9 protein-coding genes and 5 rRNA genes are annotated in these 23,651 nt (G+C 62.1%); 11 read left to right on the top strand and 3 right to left on the bottom strand.

Annotated elements, in window-relative coordinates:
• Positions 1 to 255 precede the first annotated feature (255 nt).
• From LFT46_RS19585 to LFT46_RS19535, 11 genes are all read left to right on the top strand, one after another.
• A 23S ribosomal RNA gene (locus LFT46_RS19585) occupies positions 256 to 3,385 on the top strand.
• 171 nt (positions 3,386 to 3,556) lie between these two features.
• Positions 3,557 to 3,673, top strand: a 5S ribosomal RNA gene (gene rrf / locus LFT46_RS19580).
• Positions 3,674 to 3,766: 93 nt separating this feature from the next.
• Complete coding sequence (locus LFT46_RS19575; protein WP_236820777.1) at positions 3,767 to 4,777, top strand: LacI family DNA-binding transcriptional regulator; 1,011 nt, start codon at positions 3,767 to 3,769, stop codon at positions 4,775 to 4,777.
• A 97-nt stretch (positions 4,778 to 4,874) separates the two neighbouring features.
• The gene (locus LFT46_RS19570; RefSeq protein ID WP_236820776.1) at positions 4,875 to 7,904 is read left to right on the top strand and encodes a glycoside hydrolase family 2 TIM barrel-domain containing protein; all 3,030 of its coding nucleotides are present in this window, start codon (positions 4,875 to 4,877) and stop codon (positions 7,902 to 7,904) included.
• 561 nt (positions 7,905 to 8,465) lie between these two features.
• Positions 8,466 to 9,988 (top strand): 16S ribosomal RNA (locus LFT46_RS19565).
• A 505-nt stretch (positions 9,989 to 10,493) separates the two neighbouring features.
• Positions 10,494 to 13,623, top strand: a 23S ribosomal RNA gene (locus tag LFT46_RS19560).
• Positions 13,624 to 13,793: 170 nt separating this feature from the next.
• Positions 13,794 to 13,910: ribosomal RNA gene (rrf, locus tag LFT46_RS19555) — 5S ribosomal RNA — on the top strand.
• The 16S, 23S and 5S rRNA genes sit together here, the layout of an rRNA operon.
• A 517-nt stretch (positions 13,911 to 14,427) precedes the next feature.
• The gene (locus LFT46_RS19550; protein WP_011693739.1) at positions 14,428 to 14,712 is read left to right on the top strand and encodes an HU family DNA-binding protein; all 285 of its coding nucleotides are present in this window, start codon (positions 14,428 to 14,430) and stop codon (positions 14,710 to 14,712) included.
• A gap of 111 nt (positions 14,713 to 14,823) precedes the next feature.
• Complete coding sequence (locus LFT46_RS19545; RefSeq protein ID WP_236820775.1) at positions 14,824 to 17,001, top strand: cytochrome c oxidase assembly protein; 2,178 nt, start codon at positions 14,824 to 14,826, stop codon at positions 16,999 to 17,001.
• Positions 17,001 to 19,025, top strand: a complete 2,025-nt coding sequence (locus LFT46_RS19540) for an NHL domain-containing thioredoxin family protein (RefSeq protein WP_236820774.1) — start codon at positions 17,001 to 17,003, stop codon at positions 19,023 to 19,025. Before LFT46_RS19545 ends, LFT46_RS19540 begins: the two co-directional genes overlap by 1 nt.
• A gap of 166 nt (positions 19,026 to 19,191) precedes the next feature.
• The gene (locus LFT46_RS19535) at positions 19,192 to 20,061 is read left to right on the top strand and encodes a type IV toxin-antitoxin system AbiEi family antitoxin domain-containing protein (RefSeq protein ID WP_236820773.1); all 870 of its coding nucleotides are present in this window, start codon (positions 19,192 to 19,194) and stop codon (positions 20,059 to 20,061) included.
• A gap of 68 nt (positions 20,062 to 20,129) precedes the next feature.
• Here the strand turns inward: LFT46_RS19535 and LFT46_RS19530 are convergent, their stop codons facing one another.
• The 3 genes from LFT46_RS19530 to LFT46_RS19520 form a co-directional block, all read right to left on the bottom strand.
• Positions 20,130 to 21,122: a hypothetical protein gene (locus tag LFT46_RS19530; RefSeq protein WP_236820772.1), complete on the bottom strand. Its 993-nt coding sequence runs from the start codon at positions 21,120 to 21,122 to the stop codon at positions 20,130 to 20,132.
• A 167-nt stretch (positions 21,123 to 21,289) separates the two neighbouring features.
• The gene (locus LFT46_RS19525) at positions 21,290 to 23,065 is read right to left on the bottom strand and encodes a helicase HerA-like domain-containing protein (RefSeq protein WP_236820771.1); all 1,776 of its coding nucleotides are present in this window, start codon (positions 23,063 to 23,065) and stop codon (positions 21,290 to 21,292) included.
• 48 nt (positions 23,066 to 23,113) lie between these two features.
• Entirely contained in the window at positions 23,114 to 23,647 is a 534-nt protein-coding gene (locus LFT46_RS19520) for a GNAT family N-acetyltransferase (RefSeq protein WP_236820770.1), read from the bottom strand.
• Between the last annotated feature and the right edge of the window lie 4 nt (positions 23,648 to 23,651).

The following is a 23,651-nucleotide window of genomic DNA, read 5'->3' as shown; positions in this document are numbered from 1 at the left end:
GAGGCTTTCGGGTCTTGCCGGGTTTGTTTGTTTCTGGTTTCCCTGCCATGACGTTTCTGCACGTGTTTGACTCCTTTTTTGGGGGGTTGTGTGTGGGGTGTGTGGTGTGGGGTTGTTGTTTGAGAACTACATAGTGGACGCGAGCATCTTGTATAAGAAGCAATTTCCAAGATTATGAACCTGGATCTGGTTCGTGTGCCTTTGGGTGCGCGGGACAGTTTCTGTGGTTCTCTCGAAAATGTTTTTGATCTTTGTGGTCAAGTTTTTAAGAGCACACGGTGGATGCCTTGGCATTAGGAGCCGAAGAAGGACGTAGGAATCTGCGATAAGCCTGGGGGAGTCGATAACCGGACTGTGATCCCAGGGTGTCCGAATGGGGAAACCCCGCCAGGGGCGTGAGTTGCCTGGTGACCCGCATCTGAACACATAGGGTGCGTGGGGGGAACGCGGGGAAGTGAAACATCTCAGTACCCGCAGGAAGAGAAAACAATAGTGATTCCGTTAGTAGTGGCGAGCGAACGCGGATCAGGCTAAACCGTTCCATGTGTGATAGCCGGCGGGCGTTGCATGGTCGGGGTTGTGGGACTTTCCATACCAGTTCTGCCGGGCTGGTGGGGTGTGATGTGCGCGCATAGGTGAACGGTTTTGAAAGGCCGGCCAGAGAGGGTGTTAGTCCCGTAACCGTAATGTGTTTGTACCGCCTGTGAGAGTATCCCAAGTAGTACGGGGCCCGAGAAATCCCGTGCGAATCTGTCAGGACCACCTGATAAGCCTAAATACTCCCTAATGACCGATAGCGGACCAGTACCGTGAGGGAAAGGTGAAAAGTACCCCGGGAGGGGAGTGAAACAGTACCTGAAACCGTGTGCTTACAATCCGTCGGAGCCAGTCTGATTCTGGTGACGGCGTGCCTTTTGAAGAATGAGCCTGCGAGTTAGTGTTACGTCGCGAGGTTAACCCGTGTGGGGCAGCCGTAGCGAAAGCGAGTCTGAATAGGGCGTGTGAGTGGCGTGATCTAGACCCGAAGCGAAGTGATCTACCCATGGCCAGGTTGAAGCGACGGTAAGACGTCGTGGAGGACCGAACCCACTTCAGTTGAAAATGGAGGGGATGAGCTGTGGGTAGGGGTGAAAGGCCAATCAAACTTCGTGATAGCTGGTTCTCCCCGAAATGCATTTAGGTGCAGCGTTGCGTGTTTCTTGCTGGAGGTAGAGCTACTGGATGGCTAATGGGCCCTACAAGGTTACTGACGTCAGCCAAACTCCGAATGCCGGTAAGTGAGAGCGCAGCAGTGAGACTGTGGGGGATAAGCTTCATAGTCGAGAGGGAAACAGCCCAGACCACCAACTAAGGCCCCTAAGCGTGTGCTAAGTGGGAAAGGATGTGGAGTTGCCCAGACAACCAGGAGGTTGGCTTAGAAGCAGCCACCCTTAAAAGAGTGCGTAATAGCTCACTGGTCAAGTGATTCCGCGCCGACAATGTAGCGGGGCTCAAGTACACCGCCGAAGTTGTGGCATTCACATATTGTCCTAGCCTTCGTGGTTCAGGAGTGTGGATGGGTAGGGGAGCGTCGTGTGGGCGGTGAAGCTGCGGTGTAAACCAGTGGTGGAGCCTACACGAGTGAGAATGCAGGCATGAGTAGCGAAAGACGGGTGAGAAACCCGTCCGCCGAATGATCAAGGGTTCCAGGGTCAAGCTAATCTGCCCTGGGTAAGTCGGGACCTAAGGCGAGGCCGACAGGCGTAGTCGATGGACAACGGGTTGATATTCCCGTACCGGCGAAAAACCGCCCATGCTGAGCGGGGGATACTAACTGCCCGAAACCTGCCCGACCGTCCTTTGGACGGAAGGGTTTTGGTGGAGCGCAGGACCTGATCCCGGGAGGCAAGCGTATTAACAGGTGTGACGCAGGAAGGTAGCCGAGCCGGGCGATGGTTGTCCCGGTCTAAGGATGTAGGGCGAATGGTAGGCAAATCCGCCATTCATATGGCCTGAGATCTGATGGGACCCCCGTATGGGGGGATTTGGTGATCCTATGCTGCCGAGAAAAGCATCGACGCGAGGTTTTAGCCGCCCGTACCCCAAACCGACACAGGTGATCAGGTAGAGAATACCAAGGCGATCGAGAGAATTATGGTTAAGGAACTCGGCAAAATGCCCCCGTAACTTCGGGAGAAGGGGGGCCCCAACCTTGAACACCACATCGCTGGTGGGAGGGGATCGGGGCCGCAGAGACCAGGGGGAAGCGACTGTTTACTAAAAACACAGGTCCGTGCGAAGTCGCAAGACGATGTATACGGACTGACTCCTGCCCGGTGCTGGAAGGTTAAGAGGACCGGTTAGCCGTAAGGCGAAGCTGAGAATTTAAGCCCCAGTAAACGGCGGTGGTAACTATAACCATCCTAAGGTAGCGAAATTCCTTGTCGGGTAAGTTCCGACCTGCACGAATGGAGTAACGACTTCCCCGCTGTCTCAACCATAAACTCGGCGAAATTGCAGTACGAGTAAAGATGCTCGTTACGCGCAGCAGGACGGAAAGACCCCGAGACCTTTACTATAGTTTGGTATTGGTGTTCGGAGTGGCTTGTGTAGGATAGGTGGGAGACGTTGAAGCCCGGACGCCAGTTCGGGTGGAGTCATCGTTGAAATACCACTCTGGTCACTTTGGACATCTAACTTCGGCCCGTAATCCGGGTCAGGGACAGTGCCTGATGGGTAGTTTAACTGGGGCGGTTGCCTCCTAAAAAGTAACGGAGGCGCCCAAAGGTTCCCTCAGCCTGGTTGGCAATCAGGTGTCGAGTGTAAGTGCACAAGGGAGCTTGACTGTGAGAGAGACATCTCGAGCAGGGACGAAAGTCGGGACTAGTGATCCGGCGGTACATTGTGGAATGGCCGTCGCTCAACGGATAAAAGGTACCTCGGGGATAACAGGCTGATCTTGCCCAAGAGTCCATATCGACGGCATGGTTTGGCACCTCGATGTCGGCTCGTCGCATCCTGGGGCTGGAGTAGGTCCCAAGGGTTGGGCTGTTCGCCCATTAAAGCGGTACGCGAGCTGGGTTTAGAACGTCGTGAGACAGTTCGGTCCCTATCCGCTGCGCGCGCAGGAAATTTGAGAAGGGCTGTCCTTAGTACGAGAGGACCGGGACGGACGAACCTCTGGTGTGTCAGTTGTACTGCCAAGTGCACCGCTGATTAGCTACGTTCGGATGGGATAACCGCTGAAAGCATCTAAGCGGGAAGCTCGCTTCAAGATGAGATTTCCATACACCCTCGGGTGTGAGAGGCCCCCAGCCAGACCACTGGGTTGATAGGCCGGATGTGGAAGCGAGGACTAACGACTCGTGAAGCTGACCGGTACTAATAGGCCAACAACTTACACCACACAGAACATACAAAACTCTGCTTGCGTCCACTATGTGGTTCCCAACCAACAACCCCAAAACACCGGGGTCGATGGCACGGAACCAACAACTGAATACAACAACACCACCAATGTTGTAACCACAAAGTCTTCCCACCCCCGGCATTACCTAAGGGGTTCGGGTGAAAAGGTTACGGCGGTCATAGCGTGGGGGAAACGCCCGGTCCCATTCCGAACCCGGAAGCTAAGACCCACAGCGCCGATGGTACTGCACCCGGGAGGGTGTGGGAGAGTAGGTCACCGCCGGAACATCATTAACTGGTCGAGGCCCCAACCACACGGTTGGGGCCTCCCACATTTAACAACCAATAAGGGTACCGGGGACGCTTAGACTTACCGGTTATGACCCCCCGAAGCTCCGGCCCCGCGCCCAAGCGCGCCACCATCCTGGACGTGGCGGCGGCAGCAGGCGTATCACGCCAAACCGTGACCCGAGCCATGAACGGTATGACAGGCATCAGCCAGGAGACCAGGGAACGGGTCCAGAAGCTCGCGGCAGAGCTGGGCTACACCCCCAGCCGCTTCGCAAAGGGATTGGTCCAGGGCGCCCGGATCTCTGTAGGCCTCGCCATCCCCGATCTGACCAACCCTTATTTCCCTGCCTTTGCCTCCAGCGTGGTGGAGGCGGCCACCTCCCGCGGGTGGAATGTGGTGGTGGACGATTACGGCCACGGCAGCGGAAGCGCGGTGGACGCTGCCGCCCGGCTGGCACCCCAGGTGGACGCGCTGATTGGCTACCTCGCGCCCCATCCCGACGAAGCCCAGGACATCATGGGCCGCCGCCCCGTCGTGGCACTTGACTCGCCAAACGCGGGCACGGCCGGCGGAATTGCTTTTGATTTCCACCACGCAGCCCGGCTCGGGCTCACGCACCTGGTGTCCCGGGGCTGCCGTAACATCGCCTTCCTGGACTCCGACCAGGGAGGCCCGCCCAGCAGCCGCAGCGCCGCCGCAGCAACTGTGGCGGCTGGCGCCGGCATGCAGCTCACCCGCCTCCAGGCCGCGCCATCCGCGGACGGGGCTAGGCTGGCCATAGCTGGCCTCGGACCGGCCGGCGGCGGATGGCCCGACGGCATTCTCGCTTTCAATGACCTCATGGCCGCAGGAGTGCTGAAGGCCCTGCAGGAAGCAGGCGTAGCTGTTCCCGGCGACTGTGCGGTCATGGGCATGGACGGAATACCGCTGGGCGAACTCTTGACGCCCGAGCTGACCACCCTGTCGCTGGACCTCCGCGCGGTGGGCCGGGCCGCCGTCGGACTCCTGGACGGGTTGCTGTCCGGCTCAATCGCGGAGCGCAGCCCTGCCGCCTACCTGACCCTTCAGCATCAGCTGGTTCTGCGGCAATCCGCCTGACCCCTACTCAAATGACGCGCAAAGCGATAAGCTCTTGCTGCGCCTACGTGAACGTTCACGCAGCGGCCCCGGTCAACGTCCCAAGCAAGGAAACCACATGTCTGTGCACCTCCCCGCCGCGACCGCCGGCGTCCACTCCGGCAGGGCAACCGCAGGCGCTTCCCGCAGCCTCGAGCTAGGCAGCGAGGAAGTCGCCGAACTCGCCTCACTGGAACCAGGCCAGGGTAGCCTCCCTGCGCGGGCCTACATGTCGTCGGACGCAGCACGGCTGTCCCTGAACGGTGAGTGGCAGTTCCGGCTGAGCCCAGGAATCCGGACGGCCCCCAAAGACGGATGGCAGCAGGGAAAGAACCTGGATGGCTTCACCACCCTTCCCGTCCCATCCAGCTGGAACATGCACGGCCACGGGTCACCCGCCTACACCAACGTCCAGTTCCCGTTCCCGGTGGAACCGGCCCATGTGCCGGACGCCAACCCGATCGGTGACCACGTGGTGACCTTTCACGCAGGCCAGGAGTTCTTCCCGCACGCGCTCCTGCGGTTCGACGGCATCGACAATGCCGGAACCGTATGGCTGAACGGAGTGGAGCTTGGTACCACCCGGGGTAGCCGGCTGGCCCACGAGTTCGACGTCTCGGGGGTCCTTGTCGAAGGCACCAACACGTTGGCCGTGAGGGTGGCCCAGTTCTCCGCCGCAAGTTACGTGGAGGACCAGGACATGTGGTGGCTCCCGGGGATCTTCCGGGACGTGACACTCCAGGCCCGGCCGGCGGACGGCATCGATGACGTATTTGTCCACGCAGGCTATGACCCGGGCACTGGCGAAGGCGTGCTCCGCACTGAGGTGACCCGAGCCGGGCAGCCGGTTGACGCCGTCGTACGTGTTCCGGAACTTGGCCTTGAACTGCTGTCGGGCACCGAGCAGCGCATTCCCGCCGTGGAACCCTGGTCCGCGGAAGTCCCCCGCCTCTACGACGCAACGGCCAGCACGCCCGGCGAGACGGTTTCGCTGCAGCTGGGCTTCCGGAGCATCACCATCGAAGACGCCCAGTTCAAGGTGAACGGCCGCCGCATCCTGCTGCGCGGCGTGAACCGCCATGAGCACCATCCCCGGCTGGGCCGTGCCGTGCCCCGGGAGGCCATGGAATCGGAACTGCGGCTGATGAAACAGCACAACATCAATGCCATCCGGACTTCGCACTACCCGCCGCACCCCGATTTCCTGGCGCTGGCGGACCAGCTGGGTTTCTACGTGGTCCTTGAATGCGACCTCGAAACCCATGGCTTCCACAGTGCCGGGTGGGCGCAGAACCCCAGCGATGACCCGCGGTGGGAAGGTGCACTGCTGGACCGGATGCAGCGGACGGTGGAGCGCGACAAGAACCACCCCTCCGTGATCATGTGGTCGCTGGGCAACGAGGCGGGCACCGGGCGGAACCTCGCGGCCATGTCCCGCTGGACCAAGGACAGGGACCCGTCCCGGCCCATCCACTACGAAGGCGACTGGTCCTCGCCCGATGTGGATGTCTACTCCCGGATGTATGCCAGCCAGGCCGAGACGGCGCTCATCGGCCAGGGCATCGAACCGCCGCTGGAGGACGCCGGACTCGACGCGCGCCGCCGCGCCATGCCGTTCGTGCTGTGCGAATACGTGCACGCCATGGGCAACGGGCCGGGCGGCATGAGCGAGTACCAAGAGCTGTTCGAAAAGTACCCGCGACTCATGGGAGGCTTCGTCTGGGAGTGGCTGGAGCACGGGATCACGGTGCCTTCTCCGGGAGGCGGTGAGCATTTCGCATACGGCGGGGACTTCGGCGAAGAGGTCCACGATGGAAACTTCGTCACCGACGGGCTGGTGGACGCCAACCGGAAACCCCGTCCTGGACTCCTGGACTTCAAGAAGGTGGTTGAACCGCTGCATATCGACGTCTCACCGTCCTGGACCGGCTTCATTGTCCGGAACGGGCAGGACTTCGCGGACACTTCAGCCTTCCGCTTCCAGTACAAGGTGGAGGCCGACGGCGTGGCACAGCATGAGGGAACGGTGGCCGTCGCGCCGCTGGCACCCCAGTCCCAGGCTGCTGTGGAGTTGCCGGCGGAGGTTGGAGAGTTAGCGGCGGGGCTATCAGAGGACTCCGACGCCATACTCACTGTCAGTGCCGTGCTGGCCGCAGACACCGCCTGGGCCGGTGACGGCCACGAGATCGCCTGGGGGCAGGGGGCCCGCTTCGCTCCTCCGGGTGCGGGGGTGCCGGCGCGTGACTCCGTGGAGGTGGGCGACGAGGAGCTGCGGCTCGGCACCGCGGTATTCGACCGGGCCACGGGGATGCCCACCTCGATTGCCGGGCTGCCTGTTGAGAAACTTTCCTTGGTCCTGTGGTGGCCGCCGACCGACAACGACCTTGGGCGCGAATGGGGCGGCACGGACCCCCGCCCGCTTGCCACCCAATGGCAGGACGCAGGACTCCACCGGTTGCACCCCCGCCTGCTGGGAATCAGTGCGGAGTCAACGGACGACGGCGGTGAGCACCTTCGCGTGAGCACGCGCGTCGCCGCGGCGGACAAGCAGTTTGGGGTACTGGTGGACTACCTGTGGACCAGCAGCGACGGTTCGCTGGCACTCCGGACGCAGGTCAAACCTGTAGGGGACTGGGTCAACGCGGGCTTCGACGTCGAGTGGGCCCGGATCGGCCTGGAGCTCATTCTGGGGGCGGAGATAGGCTCTGTGGGATGGCTGGGCCAAGGTCCGCATCAGAGTTACCCGGACACCGGCCAGGGCGCACGTCTGGGATGGTTCGAATCGACTCCCGCCGGCCTGGATGTTGACTACGTCCGCCCCCAGGAGTCGGGCGCCCGGTCCGGCGTGCGGTCCGCCGTCCTGCAGACCGGGGGTAGGCAGCTGCGACTTTCCGGCGAGCCGTTTGCCCTGACCGTTCGGCCCTATGGCCTGGACGTGCTTGCCGCTGTGAACCACAGGCCGGACCTCGCGCCGGACGGCCGCACTTACATTTACTTGGACCATGCCTTGAGGGGCGTGGGGACCGCGGCCTGTGGACCCGGGGTGCTGGAGCCCTACCGACTGAAGCCGCGGGAGGCTGACTTCGAGGTAGTCCTGCGCGTGGAGTAAGAAGCCCGTCCGGATGTGACCCACTCCATAGAAGCCGTTCTCCTGCTCTGTTCGCATGCCAGGCCTGGTGTTTGCCGCCGGAAACCCCGCCATTCCGGGGTTTTCGGCGGTACCTTGGGCTCCTTCTACCCGATTTGCGGTGGGGGTTGTGTGGGGGTATTGTTTTCTGAGTCGCCGCCGCTGAAGCGGAAAGATAGCGGCCAACCCCCCTTTTTTGAACGGCCTGGAAATGGTTCGCTTTTGTGGCGTGCTGTGTGTGGGTGGGGGCTGATTCTGGTGGTTTTGGACGCGGGAACGTGGTTTGCAAAGCCGGGCCGGATCGGGTAAGTTTGAAAAGTTGCTCCGGAGCGATCCTGAACGTTGGTTTGGGTGGTGCCGGGTGTGTCTGTTGTTTGAGAACTCAATAGTGTGCCAAGTTTGTTGATACCGATTATGTAATGTGATTGGTTGATTGTGCTGTGCCGCCACCCCGTGGTGTGCATGGTGTTTTTGGCTGGTTTCAAATTTTGTGCAGCCGTGGTCGCCGTTATTTCCGGTGGTTGTGGTTGTGTCTGTTTGTTTTCAACGGAGAGTTTGATCCTGGCTCAGGATGAACGCTGGCGGCGTGCTTAACACATGCAAGTCGAACGATGATGCCAGCTTGCTGGTGGATTAGTGGCGAACGGGTGAGTAACACGTGAGTAACCTGCCCTTGACTCTGGGATAAGCCTGGGAAACTGGGTCTAATACCGGATATGACTGATCATCGCATGGTGGTTGGTGGAAAGCTTTTGTGGTTTTGGATGGACTCGCGGCCTATCAGCTTGTTGGTGGGGTAATGGCCTACCAAGGCGACGACGGGTAGCCGGCCTGAGAGGGTGACCGGCCACACTGGGACTGAGACACGGCCCAGACTCCTACGGGAGGCAGCAGTGGGGAATATTGCACAATGGGCGAAAGCCTGATGCAGCGACGCCGCGTGAGGGATGACGGCCTTCGGGTTGTAAACCTCTTTCAGTAGGGAAGAAGCGTAAGTGACGGTACCTGCAGAAGAAGCGCCGGCTAACTACGTGCCAGCAGCCGCGGTAATACGTAGGGCGCAAGCGTTATCCGGAATTATTGGGCGTAAAGAGCTCGTAGGCGGTTTGTCGCGTCTGCCGTGAAAGTCCGGGGCTCAACTCCGGATCTGCGGTGGGTACGGGCAGACTAGAGTGATGTAGGGGAGACTGGAATTCCTGGTGTAGCGGTGAAATGCGCAGATATCAGGAGGAACACCGATGGCGAAGGCAGGTCTCTGGGCATTAACTGACGCTGAGGAGCGAAAGCATGGGGAGCGAACAGGATTAGATACCCTGGTAGTCCATGCCGTAAACGTTGGGCACTAGGTGTGGGGGACATTCCACGTTTTCCGCGCCGTAGCTAACGCATTAAGTGCCCCGCCTGGGGAGTACGGCCGCAAGGCTAAAACTCAAAGGAATTGACGGGGGCCCGCACAAGCGGCGGAGCATGCGGATTAATTCGATGCAACGCGAAGAACCTTACCAAGGCTTGACATGAACCAGACCGGGCTGGAAACAGTCCTTCCCCTTTGGGGTTGGTTTACAGGTGGTGCATGGTTGTCGTCAGCTCGTGTCGTGAGATGTTGGGTTAAGTCCCGCAACGAGCGCAACCCTCGTTCCATGTTGCCAGCGGGTAGTGCCGGGGACTCATGGGAGACTGCCGGGGTCAACTCGGAGGAAGGTGGGGACGACGTCAAATCATCATGCCCCTTATGTCTTGGGCTTCACGCATGCTACAATGGCCGGTACAAAGGGTTGCGATACTGTGAGGTGGAGCTAATCCCAAAAAGCCGGTCTCAGTTCGGATTGGGGTCTGCAACTCGACCCCATGAAGTCGGAGTCGCTAGTAATCGCAGATCAGCAACGCTGCGGTGAATACGTTCCCGGGCCTTGTACACACCGCCCGTCAAGTCACGAAAGTTGGTAACACCCGAAGCCGGTGGCCTAACCCCTTGTGGGAGGGAGCTGTCGAAGGTGGGACTGGCGATTGGGACTAAGTCGTAACAAGGTAGCCGTACCGGAAGGTGCGGCTGGATCACCTCCTTTCTAAGGAGCACCTACAATGATCCGTCGCCAATGCATGTTGGTGGTGGGTGTGTTGTCAGGAGTAAAGGCCCGTTGCACGGACGACTGTTCCGTGGCGGGTGCTCAAGGGTGGAATATCAACAAATAGCGGCTGTCTGGTCTTGTGGTCTTCTTTAGTACGAACCCTGGTGGTTCTGGAACGGTGGGCCGGGGGTTTTCCGGGTGGTTTAGTGTTTGGCACACTGTTGGGTCCTGAGACAACAGGACCGGGGAGGCTTTCGGGTCTTGCCGGGTTTGTTTGTTTCTGGTTTCCCTGCCATGACGTTTCTGCACGTGTTTGACTCCTTTTTTGGGGGGTTGTGTGTGGGGTGTGTGGTGTGGGGTTGTTGTTTGAGAACTACATAGTGGACGCGAGCATCTTGTATAAGAAGCAATTTCCAAGATTATGAACCTGGATCTGGTTCGTGTGCCTTTGGGTGCGCGGGACAGTTTCTGTGGTTCTCTCGAAAATGTTTTTGATCTTTGTGGTCAAGTTTTTAAGAGCACACGGTGGATGCCTTGGCATTAGGAGCCGAAGAAGGACGTAGGAATCTGCGATAAGCCTGGGGGAGTCGATAACCGGACTGTGATCCCAGGGTGTCCGAATGGGGAAACCCCGCCAGGGGCGTGAGTTGCCTGGTGACCCGCATCTGAACACATAGGGTGCGTGGGGGGAACGCGGGGAAGTGAAACATCTCAGTACCCGCAGGAAGAGAAAACAATAGTGATTCCGTTAGTAGTGGCGAGCGAACGCGGATCAGGCTAAACCGTTCCATGTGTGATAGCCGGCGGGCGTTGCATGGTCGGGGTTGTGGGACTTTCCATACCAGTTCTGCCGGGCTGGTGGGGTGTGATGTGCGCGCATAGGTGAACGGTTTTGAAAGGCCGGCCAGAGAGGGTGTTAGTCCCGTAACCGTAATGTGTTTGTACCGCCTGTGAGAGTATCCCAAGTAGTACGGGGCCCGAGAAATCCCGTGCGAATCTGTCAGGACCACCTGATAAGCCTAAATACTCCCTAATGACCGATAGCGGACCAGTACCGTGAGGGAAAGGTGAAAAGTACCCCGGGAGGGGAGTGAAACAGTACCTGAAACCGTGTGCTTACAATCCGTCGGAGCCAGTCTGATTCTGGTGACGGCGTGCCTTTTGAAGAATGAGCCTGCGAGTTAGTGTTACGTCGCGAGGTTAACCCGTGTGGGGCAGCCGTAGCGAAAGCGAGTCTGAATAGGGCGTGTGAGTGGCGTGATCTAGACCCGAAGCGAAGTGATCTACCCATGGCCAGGTTGAAGCGACGGTAAGACGTCGTGGAGGACCGAACCCACTTCAGTTGAAAATGGAGGGGATGAGCTGTGGGTAGGGGTGAAAGGCCAATCAAACTTCGTGATAGCTGGTTCTCCCCGAAATGCATTTAGGTGCAGCGTTGCGTGTTTCTTGCTGGAGGTAGAGCTACTGGATGGCTAATGGGCCCTACAAGGTTACTGACGTCAGCCAAACTCCGAATGCCGGTAAGTGAGAGCGCAGCAGTGAGACTGTGGGGGATAAGCTTCATAGTCGAGAGGGAAACAGCCCAGACCACCAACTAAGGCCCCTAAGCGTGTGCTAAGTGGGAAAGGATGTGGAGTTGCCCAGACAACCAGGAGGTTGGCTTAGAAGCAGCCACCCTTAAAAGAGTGCGTAATAGCTCACTGGTCAAGTGATTCCGCGCCGACAATGTAGCGGGGCTCAAGTACACCGCCGAAGTTGTGGCATTCACATATTGTCCTAGCCTTCGTGGTTCAGGAGTGTGGATGGGTAGGGGAGCGTCGTGTGGGCGGTGAAGCTGCGGTGTAAACCAGTGGTGGAGCCTACACGAGTGAGAATGCAGGCATGAGTAGCGAAAGACGGGTGAGAAACCCGTCCGCCGAATGATCAAGGGTTCCAGGGTCAAGCTAATCTGCCCTGGGTAAGTCGGGACCTAAGGCGAGGCCGACAGGCGTAGTCGATGGACAACGGGTTGATATTCCCGTACCGGCGAAAAACCGCCCATGCTGAGCGGGGGATACTAACTGCCCGAAACCTGCCCGACCGTCCTTTGGACGGAAGGGTTTTGGTGGAGCGCAGGACCTGATCCCGGGAGGCAAGCGTATTAACAGGTGTGACGCAGGAAGGTAGCCGAGCCGGGCGATGGTTGTCCCGGTCTAAGGATGTAGGGCGAATGGTAGGCAAATCCGCCATTCATATGGCCTGAGATCTGATGGGACCCCCGTATGGGGGGATTTGGTGATCCTATGCTGCCGAGAAAAGCATCGACGCGAGGTTTTAGCCGCCCGTACCCCAAACCGACACAGGTGATCAGGTAGAGAATACCAAGGCGATCGAGAGAATTATGGTTAAGGAACTCGGCAAAATGCCCCCGTAACTTCGGGAGAAGGGGGGCCCCAACCTTGAACACCACATCGCTGGTGGGAGGGGATCGGGGCCGCAGAGACCAGGGGGAAGCGACTGTTTACTAAAAACACAGGTCCGTGCGAAGTCGCAAGACGATGTATACGGACTGACTCCTGCCCGGTGCTGGAAGGTTAAGAGGACCGGTTAGCCGTAAGGCGAAGCTGAGAATTTAAGCCCCAGTAAACGGCGGTGGTAACTATAACCATCCTAAGGTAGCGAAATTCCTTGTCGGGTAAGTTCCGACCTGCACGAATGGAGTAACGACTTCCCCGCTGTCTCAACCATAAACTCGGCGAAATTGCAGTACGAGTAAAGATGCTCGTTACGCGCAGCAGGACGGAAAGACCCCGAGACCTTTACTATAGTTTGGTATTGGTGTTCGGAGTGGCTTGTGTAGGATAGGTGGGAGACGTTGAAGCCCGGACGCCAGTTCGGGTGGAGTCATCGTTGAAATACCACTCTGGTCACTTTGGACATCTAACTTCGGCCCGTAATCCGGGTCAGGGACAGTGCCTGATGGGTAGTTTAACTGGGGCGGTTGCCTCCTAAAAAGTAACGGAGGCGCCCAAAGGTTCCCTCAGCCTGGTTGGCAATCAGGTGTCGAGTGTAAGTGCACAAGGGAGCTTGACTGTGAGAGAGACATCTCGAGCAGGGACGAAAGTCGGGACTAGTGATCCGGCGGTACATTGTGGAATGGCCGTCGCTCAACGGATAAAAGGTACCTCGGGGATAACAGGCTGATCTTGCCCAAGAGTCCATATCGACGGCATGGTTTGGCACCTCGATGTCGGCTCGTCGCATCCTGGGGCTGGAGTAGGTCCCAAGGGTTGGGCTGTTCGCCCATTAAAGCGGTACGCGAGCTGGGTTTAGAACGTCGTGAGACAGTTCGGTCCCTATCCGCTGCGCGCGCAGGAAATTTGAGAAGGGCTGTCCTTAGTACGAGAGGACCGGGACGGACGAACCTCTGGTGTGTCAGTTGTACTGCCAAGTGCACCGCTGATTAGCTACGTTCGGATGGGATAACCGCTGAAAGCATCTAAGCGGGAAGCTCGCTTCAAGATGAGATTTCCATACACCCTCGGGTGTGAGAGGCCCCCAGCCAGACCACTGGGTTGATAGGCCGGATGTGGAAGCGAGGACTAACGACTCGTGAAGCTGACCGGTACTAATAGGCCAATAACTTACACCACACAGAACATACAAACTCTGCTTGCGTCCACTATGTGGTTCCCAACCAACAACCCCCAACACCACGGGTTAATGGCACGGAACCAACAACTGAATACAACACCAGCACCAATGTTGTAACCACAAAGTCTTCCCACCCCCGGCATTACCTAAGGGGTTCGGGTGAAAAGGTTACGGCGGTCATAGCGTGGGGGAAACGCCCGGTCCCATTCCGAACCCGGAAGCTAAGACCCACAGCGCCGATGGTACTGCACCCGGGAGGGTGTGGGAGAGTAGGTCACCGCCGGAACAACTATTAGAGTAGGGCCCTGACAACGAAACGTCAGGGCCCTACCACTTTAACCACCACAGCCGCCAGGCCCCGGCTCCCAGAAACCCCAGCCCACCTCCGGCGGGTAAAACACCAACCCCCGCTCACCTTTGACCGGTAAACGATCAACCCCAGCTCACTTCTGGCGGGTAGAACATCAACCCCCGCTCACCTCTAGCCATGCCCCGTGAGCGGGCGCCGGGTGAGAACCTGCCAGAGGTGAGCGGGCCTCGGGTGAGAACCCGCCAGACGTGAGCCGGCGTCGCGGGAGAACCCGCCAGAAGTGAGCGGGCGCCGGTGAGGAAACCGGGCCGGGAGCGCAAAGTAGTCTCGACGGGGCGCGAATATGGCCCGGAATCGGTGATTAACCTCAAAAAGTCCCGGAAACACGCGGAATTTGCGGATCGGAAGGGCCCAAGCTGGTAAGTTTTCGGACAGTGGCCTGTGCGCATGCCGCGTGCAGGCTCCAGAATCAGAACCGTCCAGGAGGACATAAATGGCTAAGAACCGTAGTGAACTTGTTGCAGAGGTAGCAGGCAAGGCCGGCACCAGCCAGGCTGCCGTTAACTCCGTCCTTGATGCACTGTTCGAGGTTTTCGAGACTTCTGTCGCCGCCGGCGAGAAGATCACCATCCCGGGCTGGCTCGCAGTTGAGCGCACCGACCGTGCAGCCCGCACCGGCCGCAACCCGCAGACCGGCGAGACCATCCAGATTGCAGCAGGCCACAGCGTGAAGCTGACCGCAGGCTCCAAGCTGAAGGCTGCAGTCTCCAAGAAGTAGGCTTCCCCTGCCGGCATATCACCGGCCGGAACAGGAGCGGCAACCGAGAGGTTGCCGCTCCTTGCTTTTTAACCCGGATTCGCGGCCTGGGCGGGCGTGGCGGACAATGGAATGGTGTCTTCTGCCGCAAAACCACGTTCCACCCCTCCCCAGACCGATCCCGGCAAGGGAGCTGCGGTCCGGGATGCCGGAACCCGGGGGATTACGCTGCCCTGGCAGCTTGCGGGCCTGGCGGCGCTCTTCCTTGGCCTCGCAGCAGCCCTGATCTTCTCCGGCGCCGCAGCGGCCCGCAGCGTTGCCGATCCCGGTGCACTGGTCCGGTGGGGCCTGCCGATCAGCAAGGCCATCCATAACGTTTCGTTGGCGACCGTCGTCGGGGGCCTGGTCTTCGCCGTCGGCATCCTTCCGAAGAACCTCAACGCCCGGCACCACACCCCGCGAGGCCGGGGAACGGCAGCTTCAGGAGGCAGTGAAGTACCGGAGCACCCCGCCTTCACCCGCGCGCTGGCGATAGCAGCTGTCGCCGGTGCCGTGTGGGCCTTGTCCGCCATCGCAGTCCTGGTACTCACGTACGGCGACGTAGCAGGGCAGGGGCTGTCCGGTGATCCCGCCTTCACCCAGGCGCTGGTCTACTTCATGACCGATATTGAAACCGGCCGCGCATGGCTCGCCGTCATCATCATTGCCGCAGTGGTCACCACCGCGCTGTTCGGCGTCCGGTCCCTGGGCGGCCTGGCCCTCACCCTCATTCTGGCCCTGATCGGCCTGGTACCGACAGCCCTGATCGGCCACTCGTCAAGCTCTTCCGACCACGAAGGCGCAATCAACTCGCTCGGCCTGCACCTTGTGGGCGTGACCACCTGGGTGGGCGGCATCATCACCCTGGCCCTGCTCTCCGGCATCCTGACCGACGCGAAGCCCGGCGCGGCAACTGACATCACCGAACCCACCCTCCGGCGCTTCTCCAGCCTGGCCGGGTTCGCTTTCGTACTGGTCTTCGCCTCAGGCATCATCAACGCCAGCATCCGCGTCACCAGCTGGTCCGATCTCTTCGGTTCCGCCTACGGACAGCTGATCCTGGCCAAGACCGCAGCCGCAGTGGTGTTGGGCGGCATCGGCTTCATGCACCGGCAGTGGGTCATTCCGCAGCTGGGACGCAAAGGCTCCACCCTGTCCTCCAGGCGCGTCCTGTGGCAGCTCATTGTCGCAGAATTGCTGATCATGGGCGCCACGTCCGGCATCGCCGTGGCCCTGGGCCGCTCAGCCCCGCCACAGCCCACCGAGCCGGCCCCCAACGCGTCACCCGCCTTCATCCTCAGCGGCTACGAGCTGCCGCCCGAACTCACACCGGAACGCTGGCTCACCGAGTGGCGGCTGGACTGGATCTGGGTGGGCGTTGCCCTGTTCGGGCTGGTGACCTACTTCATGGGCGTCGCCAGGATCCTCAGGCGAGGCGACTCCTGGCCCTGGTTCCGGTCGCTGAACTGGGTCATTGGCCTGGTGGTGCTGACCTACATCACGTCCGGGCCGCCGTCGGTCTATGGCCGCATCCTGTTCTCCGCGCACATGGTGGACCACATGGCGCTGACCATGGTGGCGCCGATCTTCCTGGTGCTGGGGGCTCCGGTGACCCTGGCACTGCGTGCGCTGCCTGCCCGTGGCGACGGCTCCCGCGGCATGCGGGAGTGGCTCCTGGTCTTCGTGCACTCCAAGTTCTCGCAGCTGGTCACGCACCCGCTGTTCGCGGCGGCCAACTTTGCCGGCTCCATCGTGCTGTTCTACTACTCGGACCTGTTCGGCTTCGCCATGCGGGAGCACGTGGGCCATGAACTGATGAACCTGCACTTCCTGCTGACGGGGTACATCTTCGTGCTGACCATGATCGGTACGGACCCGCTTCCCCGCCGCGCCCCGTACCCCATGCGGCTGCTCCTGCTCCTGGCCACCATGGGCTTCCACGCCTTCTTCGGGGTCTCCATCATGGGCGGGACCGGGCTCCTGGCCGCGGACTACTTCGGCAACCTGGGCCGTGCCTGGGGCCCCTCGGCACTGGCGGACCAGCAGGCCGGCGGCGCCGTGGCCTGGGGCATCGGTGAGGTGCCCACGCTGCTGGTGGCGATCGGCGTCGCCATTATGTGGTCCGGGTCGAGCCAGCGGGAGGCGACACGCGTGGACCGCGCGGCGGACAGGAATAATGACGCCGATCTAACCGCTTACAACGATATGTTTGCCAAATTGGCCGAACGCGATGCCAGGCTGGCTGAACGCAACAAGCTGGAAGGACGCTGATGAGCGAAACCGTACGCACGCATGCCCGGGTCCGGGCCTCCGAACTGGTGGGCCGCAACTGGTTGAACACCGGTGGCAAGACCCTTGACCTGGAGGCCCTGCGCGGCAAGATCGTGCTGCTCGATTTCTGGACCTTCTGCTGCATCAACTGCCTGCACGTCCTGGATGAGCTGCGCCCGCTGGAGCAGCAGTATTCCGATGTGCTGGTCACCGTGGGCGTCCACTCGCCCAAGTTCGAGCACGAGGCGGACCCGGTGGCGCTGGCCGCGGCCGTGGAGCGCTACGAGATCCACCACCCCGTGCTGGATGACCCCGAGCTGGACACCTGGAAGGCCTACACGGCCCGCGCCTGGCCCACCCTGGTGGTCATCGACCCGGAGGGCTACATCGTGGCCCACCTCTCCGGTGAGGGCCACGCGGACGGGTTGGCCGTCCTGATCCCCGAACTGATCGCCGAGCACGAAGCCAAGGGCACGCTGCACCGCGGCTCAGGCCCCTACGTGGCGCCCGAGGCGACCTCCGGCACCCTGCGCTTCCCCGGCAAGGCGCTCTTCCTGCCGCCGGGCCGCGGATCCACGGCCTTGGCTGGAACGTCCGACGACGGCACGCCAGCAGGTGCCGCAGCCGCCGTTGCTGCCGACAAGGGCTCCTGGCTGGTCACCGACACCGGGCACCACCGCCTGGTGGAACTAGGCACCGACTTCGAAACCGTCCTGGCCACCTTCGGCTCGGGCACCAAGGGCTACGCCGACGGTCCCGCCGCGGGGGACACCGCCAGCGCCCAGTTCAACGAACCCCAGGGCCTGGTCCTGCTGCCGGAAGACGTGGCAGCCAAGGCGGGCTACGACGTCGTCATTGCCGACTCGGTCAACCACCGCCTGCGCGGACTCTCGCTCACGGACGGCAAGGCCTCCACCCTGGCAGGCAACGGCATCCAGCGGCTGCTGGAAACCGGGCCTGCGCGCGTGGACGAGGAAGGCGCCGGCTTCAGCGGCTCACTGGGCAACGACCCGCTGGACGTTGCGCTGAGCTCGCCCTGGGACGTTGTGTGGTCGCGCAAGCTGAACGCGGTGGTAGTGGCTATGGCCGGCACGCACCAGATCTTCAGCTTTGACCCCGTCACCGGTGCCGTGTCGATCATCGCCGGCAATGGTCTGGAAGGCCTCCTGGACGGACCGGCGCACGAATCCTGGTTCGCCCAGTCCTCCGGCCTGGCCGAAGACGCCGACGGCAACATCTGGGTTGCGGATTCCGAAACCTCCGCCCTCCGGAAACTGGTCATCGCCGACGGCGGCACCATCACCGTGGAGACCGCTGTGGGCAAGGGCCTGTTCGATTTCGGCTTCCGCGACGGCCCCGCCTCCGAAGCCCGGCTTCAGCACCCGCTCGGCGTCACGGTCCTGCCCGACGGCTCCGTGGCGATTGCCGACACCTACAACGGAGCCGTGCGCCGCTACGACCCCGCGTCCGGCACCGTGTCCACCCTGGCCCGCGGCCTCGCCGAGCCCTCCGACGTGATCGTGGACCACACGCAGTCCGCGGGATCGGAACCCCTGCTGGTGGTGGTTGAGGCCAACAAGCACCAGCTGGTGTACGTACCGATCCCCAAGGAAGCGCAGCAGGTGGACGAGGGCGCGTCCCAGACCCAGCGGCCCAAGAGCCCCGTGGCGCCCGGCACGCTGGACCTGACCGTCCGCTTCACGGCGCCCACCGGACAGAAGCTCGATGACCGCTGGGGCGACCCCACCCAGCTGAAGATCTCCTCCACCCCGCCCGAGCTGCTGGTATCCGGCGGCGGAACCTCGGTGGGACTGCTGCGCACCCTGGAGCTGTCCGCGGACGTGCCCGAGGGCGTGCTGCACATCACCGCCCGCGCCGCCGCCTGCGACGGCCCCGAGACCGAGGACGGCGAGATCCCGGACCACGCCGCCTGCCACCTTTACCAGCAGGACTGGGGCATCCCGGTGGTCCTGCAGGCCGACGGTGATACCGAGCTGGTGCTGGACCTGCGCGGCATGGACTGACCGCGTTCTTTCCTGCTGAACTGGCCCAGTTTTCAAGCTTTGAAAGCCTGAAGACGGGCCAGTTCCGTTTCTGCGGCCCCAAAACCGGGCCAGTGCGCACAGCCCCTTGTCCACATAGCGCCCGTGACACCTGCCGACAGCCACTGGGGACAGACATTGTGGCGTCATGGACCCATCGGAAATCCTCAAATCCGCCGGAGGAGTGCTGCTGCGGCGCGACGTGGCTGCCGCCGGGGCGACGGAAACAGAGATCAGCCGCGCAGTTCGTGGCGGGCAGTTGGTGCGGTTGGAGCGCGGGCTGCTGGCCGTTCCGGGTGCTGATGCCGAGCTGGTGGGCGCAGGACTGGCCCGCAGCCTGCTGACGTGCGCATCTGCCGCCCCGCATTACGGTCTCTGGCAGCTTCAACCGGCTGCCCGGCCGCACTACTGGCAAAGCAACGGAAGACGTGCCGTCCGTTGTGTCAGCCACCGCCTTCCCCTGACGCAGAGGCCCCGTCATCGGACCCTTGCAGCACTTCCCGACGTCCTGCTTCACGCACTGCTGTGCCTGCCGGAACTCGAGTCGCTGGTCATGGTGGAATGCGCCTACAACAGAGGGGACATTGAGCCGTCCCTGCTGTTGCGCCATCTGAAGGGTAACCGGTCAGGCAAAGCACGCAATGTTGTGTCCAAGGTTGAACGCGGCGCAGACTCCCTCCTGGAAACCTTGGCCCGGGTGCTGTTCCGGGAGGCGGGCATAGCCACCGAGACCCAGGTGTGGATCGAGGGGATTGGCCGCGTGGACTTCCTGCTGGAAGGGTTCCTCGTCGTGGAAATTGACGGGCTCGCCTTCCATCTTGATGCCCGTCAATTCAAAAAGGACCGCCGCAGGGACAACATGGCTGTCCGTCACGGACTACCCGTACTCAGGTTCTTCTATGACGACGTGGTCTTCGCCCCGGGATCCGTCCTGGCGCAGGTCCGGGAGGTCCTGGCTCGCGGGTCACTGCGGTGGCCGCAGCCGAACCAGCCCGGTTTTCGGGGCGGTTGGGTCTAGGACACTGAAGAACACGGAAGTCAGGGCTTCAAAACTGGGCCAGTCTGGCGCAGCACCCTGAAGCAGGGCTAGAAGCTCAGCTGCGGAGTGACCTTGACCGTGTCACCCGTGACATCCAGGCGGGTGGTGAAGCTGAAGTCCACCTCTGCGTCCAGCGGGTACCAGGCCCCCGTGAACGAGTTCTGCTGCAGCGCTTCCACCTTGGCCTTGCCGTCCAGGGGCGCCACCACCCAGCGGCCGTCGAACGGCTCCACGGAGACGCCGGGGTATTCGGTCACGGTCCACCGGATGCTGCCGTCCTGGACCCTGTTGTTGCTGGCGTAATAGAAGGGACAGTCCGGCTGGAGTTTCTGTTCCTTGACCGCCTCCGCCGCACAGCCGTCCAGGAACTCCCGGATCTTGGCGGCAACGTCGCTTTTCAGCTTGTCCGTGGCCTGGGTCAGCAGGTTGAGCGGGGCCACGGGCGCATCCTTGGAGGTGACCGTGGCGCGGGTGGCGGCAGCGGAGAAGTACTGTCCGTCCAGGGAGGCCTCGTACTGGCCGGGGTAGAACACGGCGAAGGAGTTGCGGCCGTTGGGCATGTTCACGGGAACACCGTTGACCTGGGCCTCGTTGCCGTTGACCACGGTGATGTCCACAGTGGGCAGCCGCGACGGCACGAACGCCCACGTGTTGAAGAACAGCCACTCGGTGCCGGTCTTTTGGAGCAGGAATTCCGTGTGCAGCCGGCTGCCATCGATCGTGTAGTCCATGGGCACCATCACCTGGTTGTCCGGGCGTTCCTGGGGGTCCCCGATGCTGATGTTGGAGAGCCGGGAAGCGGACGACTGCAGCCCCGGGCCGTCCAGCATCGCGGCGTTGCTGGGTGGAACGGTGGCCTTGAGGAGCCCCAGGGCACGCCCGCCGTCACCGCTCTTCAGCGCGTCCAGGTACTCCCGGACCGGCTGCTGGGGGCTGGCCACCGTGTTGTTCACAACGTTGATGGCCACGATGGCTCCGGCGACGGCAAGCATGAGGCCCAACAGCCATCCGGCCGCGATCCTCACCAACGCTTGACTCATCTGCACGTTCTACACAGTAACGTCAGTGCGGACGCACTCTAAAGTTGGTGTCCCCCTAATCAGACAGGCAACACCTACGTAACGCCCGACGGCGGGGCGCCGGGACGGCGGCAACAGGAGCCCTGGGCATCGGCCAGGGACAGCAGTTGCCGCCTGGGAAACGCGGGTCAGCGACGGCGGCGGCGGGATGACGTGCCGAACACTCCGCGAAACAATTCGCGGCCCAGCTGCGTACCCATGGACCGTGCCATGCTCTTCAGCCCGCCGCCCAGGGCACCACCGAGGACCCCGCCCAGATCATCCATCATGCCGCCCGGCTCCGGCCGTGGGGACGACGGCTTCCTGGAGCGGGGCGCCTTGGCGCGGGGCTTGGACTCACGTGGCTCGCTGTAATCAGGGGTGCCGTACTGCACGTCGGAATCCTCTGGCGCCGGAACCGGGGCCTGCGGTGGCCTGCTGCTGGGCCGGCCCAGGATTTCCTCCTCGATCCTCCGTGCTTCAGCGTCCACGTCATAAGCGCCAGGAGCAGTTGGGGCACCGGCCGAAGCGCCGCCAGCAGGCTCAGAAGCCGCCGGACCCGTGGGCGCGGCCGCCTTGCCGTTCAGCTTCTCGTATGCGGAAGGGTTGTCCACCGCAGTTCCGTACTTGCCCAGCAGCGCCGAACCGGCCACGGTGCTGCGGACCAGGGCTTCGTCGCTGGGACCCATGACGGATTCGGGGGCGCGCAGCCGGGTGAGGGCCACCGGGGTGGGGGCGCCTTTTTCGTTCATGACGGTGATGACGGCCTCACCGATGCCGGCGGAGGTCAGGGTCTCTTCGAGGTCGTAGTCGCTCACCGGGAACGTGGACACCGTGGCCTTCAGCGCCTTGGCGTCCTCGGGGGTGAACGCGCGCAGGGCGTGCTGCACCCGGTTGGCCAGCTGGCCCAGGACGTCGGCGGGCACGTCCTTGGGCGTCTGGGTGACGAAGAAGATGCCCACGCCCTTGGACCGGATCAGCCGGACGGTGGTGGTGATGGCTTCCAGGAAAGCCTTCGTGGCGCCGTTGAAGAGCAGGTGCGCCTCGTCCAGGAAGAACACGAGCTTGGGCTTGTCCAGGTCGCCGGCCTCGGGGAGGTCCTCGAACAGGTCTGCAAGAAGCCACATCAGGAAGGTGGAGAACAGCATGGGCTTGGTCTGCAGGGTGGGAAGCTCCAGGCACGTGACCACCCCGCGGCCATCCGGGGCGGTGCGCAGCAGCTCCGCGGTGTCGAATTCCGGCTCGCCGAAGAATTTCTCCAGGCCCTGGGCCTCCAGGTTCACGAGCTCCCGCAGGATCACACCGGCCGTCGCCTTGGACAGGCCGCCGAGTTCCTCCAGCTTGTCCTTGCCCTCGTCCGAGGTGAGGAACTGGATGACGGCGCGCAGGTCCTTGAGGTCGATCAGCTCCAGGCCGTTCTTGTCCGCGAAGTAGAACACCAGCTGCAGGCTGGATTCCTGTGTGTCGTTCAGTTCCATGATCCTGGAGAGCAGGATGGGCCCGAATGAGGTCACCGTGGCGCGGACCGGGACGCCGTTGCCGTCGCCGCCCAGCGCCAGGAACTCCACCGGGAACGTCTTGCCCTCCCACGGCTGGCCGATGCTGTCCGTGCGGGCCTTGAGTTTGTCGCTCCCGACGGCGGCCGTCGCCAGGCCGGAGAGGTCACCCTTGATGTCGGCCAGGAACACGGGGACCCCGGCGGTGGAGAGCTGTTCGGCCATCATGTGCAGCGTGACGGTCTTGCCGGTTCCGGTGGCGCCGGCCACCAGCCCGTGCCGGTTCATCATGGCCAGCGGCAGCCGCACCGGCGCGTCCTTGTGCAGTTCGCCGTCGATGATGGCGGCTCCCAGTTCGATGGTGGCGCCTTCCAGGGTGTAGCCCTTCTGGAGGGTGGCAAGCTTCTCTGCTGTGGTTTTGGTGGCCATGGCGCTAGCTTAGCGGCGGCTGCCCTGCCTGCCGGGAGACACCGCCGTTCAATTCTGAGGCGCCAGGTCCTTGGTGAACGCCAGCGGCCCGATGGTCTCCGGATCAGCGTCCACGTCGAACTGCGCCCGGTAGCCGGTGTTCAGGTAGAGGTGCTTGGCCTCGGGCTGCCGCGGACCCGTGGTGAGGTACAGCCGGGTGTAGCCGCGGGCGGCGGCCAGGGCCTCGAGTTCGTCCAGCACCAGACGGCCCAAACCACGACGCCGGTGGGCTGAGTGGGTCCAGATCCGTTTCAGTTCCGCGGTGGTGTCGTCGTACCGGCGGAACGCCCCGCCGGCGATCGACTCGCCGTCCTCCTGGATCACCAGGAGCGCGCCGTTCGGCTCCTCGAATTCCTCCGCCGGGTAGCGGTTCAGTTCCTCTGCGGCAGCGCTACGCCCGAACAGGTCCCCGTAGCGGGTGTCATATTCGACGGCGAGCTCGTCCAGCAGCGGCCGGACCCGCGGGTCGTGCATGGGCAGGCTGAGGACCGTAAGGCTGGCGGGATCGAGGGACCTGGGTTTGAGGTCGGGTTCTGCGGTCACGGAT

The organism is Arthrobacter sp. FW306-07-I (assembly GCF_021800405.1).
Lineage (GTDB): Bacteria > Actinomycetota > Actinomycetes > Actinomycetales > Micrococcaceae > Arthrobacter.
This window is presented reverse-complemented; position numbering and strand designations above follow the sequence as displayed.

Coding starts and splice junctions, on each gene's coding strand:
- LFT46_RS19575 (WP_236820777.1), top strand. CDS start 3,767: ATGACCCCCCGAAGCTCCGGCCCCGCGCCCAAGCGCGCCACCATCCTG.
- LFT46_RS19570 (WP_236820776.1), top strand. CDS start 4,875: ATGTCTGTGCACCTCCCCGCCGCGACCGCCGGCGTCCACTCCGGCAGG.
- LFT46_RS19550 (WP_011693739.1), top strand. CDS start 14,428: ATGGCTAAGAACCGTAGTGAACTTGTTGCAGAGGTAGCAGGCAAGGCC.
- LFT46_RS19545 (WP_236820775.1), top strand. CDS start 14,824: ATGGTGTCTTCTGCCGCAAAACCACGTTCCACCCCTCCCCAGACCGAT.
- LFT46_RS19540 (WP_236820774.1), top strand. CDS start 17,001: ATGAGCGAAACCGTACGCACGCATGCCCGGGTCCGGGCCTCCGAACTG.
- LFT46_RS19535 (WP_236820773.1), top strand. CDS start 19,192: ATGGACCCATCGGAAATCCTCAAATCCGCCGGAGGAGTGCTGCTGCGG.
- LFT46_RS19530 (WP_236820772.1), bottom strand. CDS start 21,122: ATGAGTCAAGCGTTGGTGAGGATCGCGGCCGGATGGCTGTTGGGCCTC.
- LFT46_RS19525 (WP_236820771.1), bottom strand. CDS start 23,065: ATGGCCACCAAAACCACAGCAGAGAAGCTTGCCACCCTCCAGAAGGGC.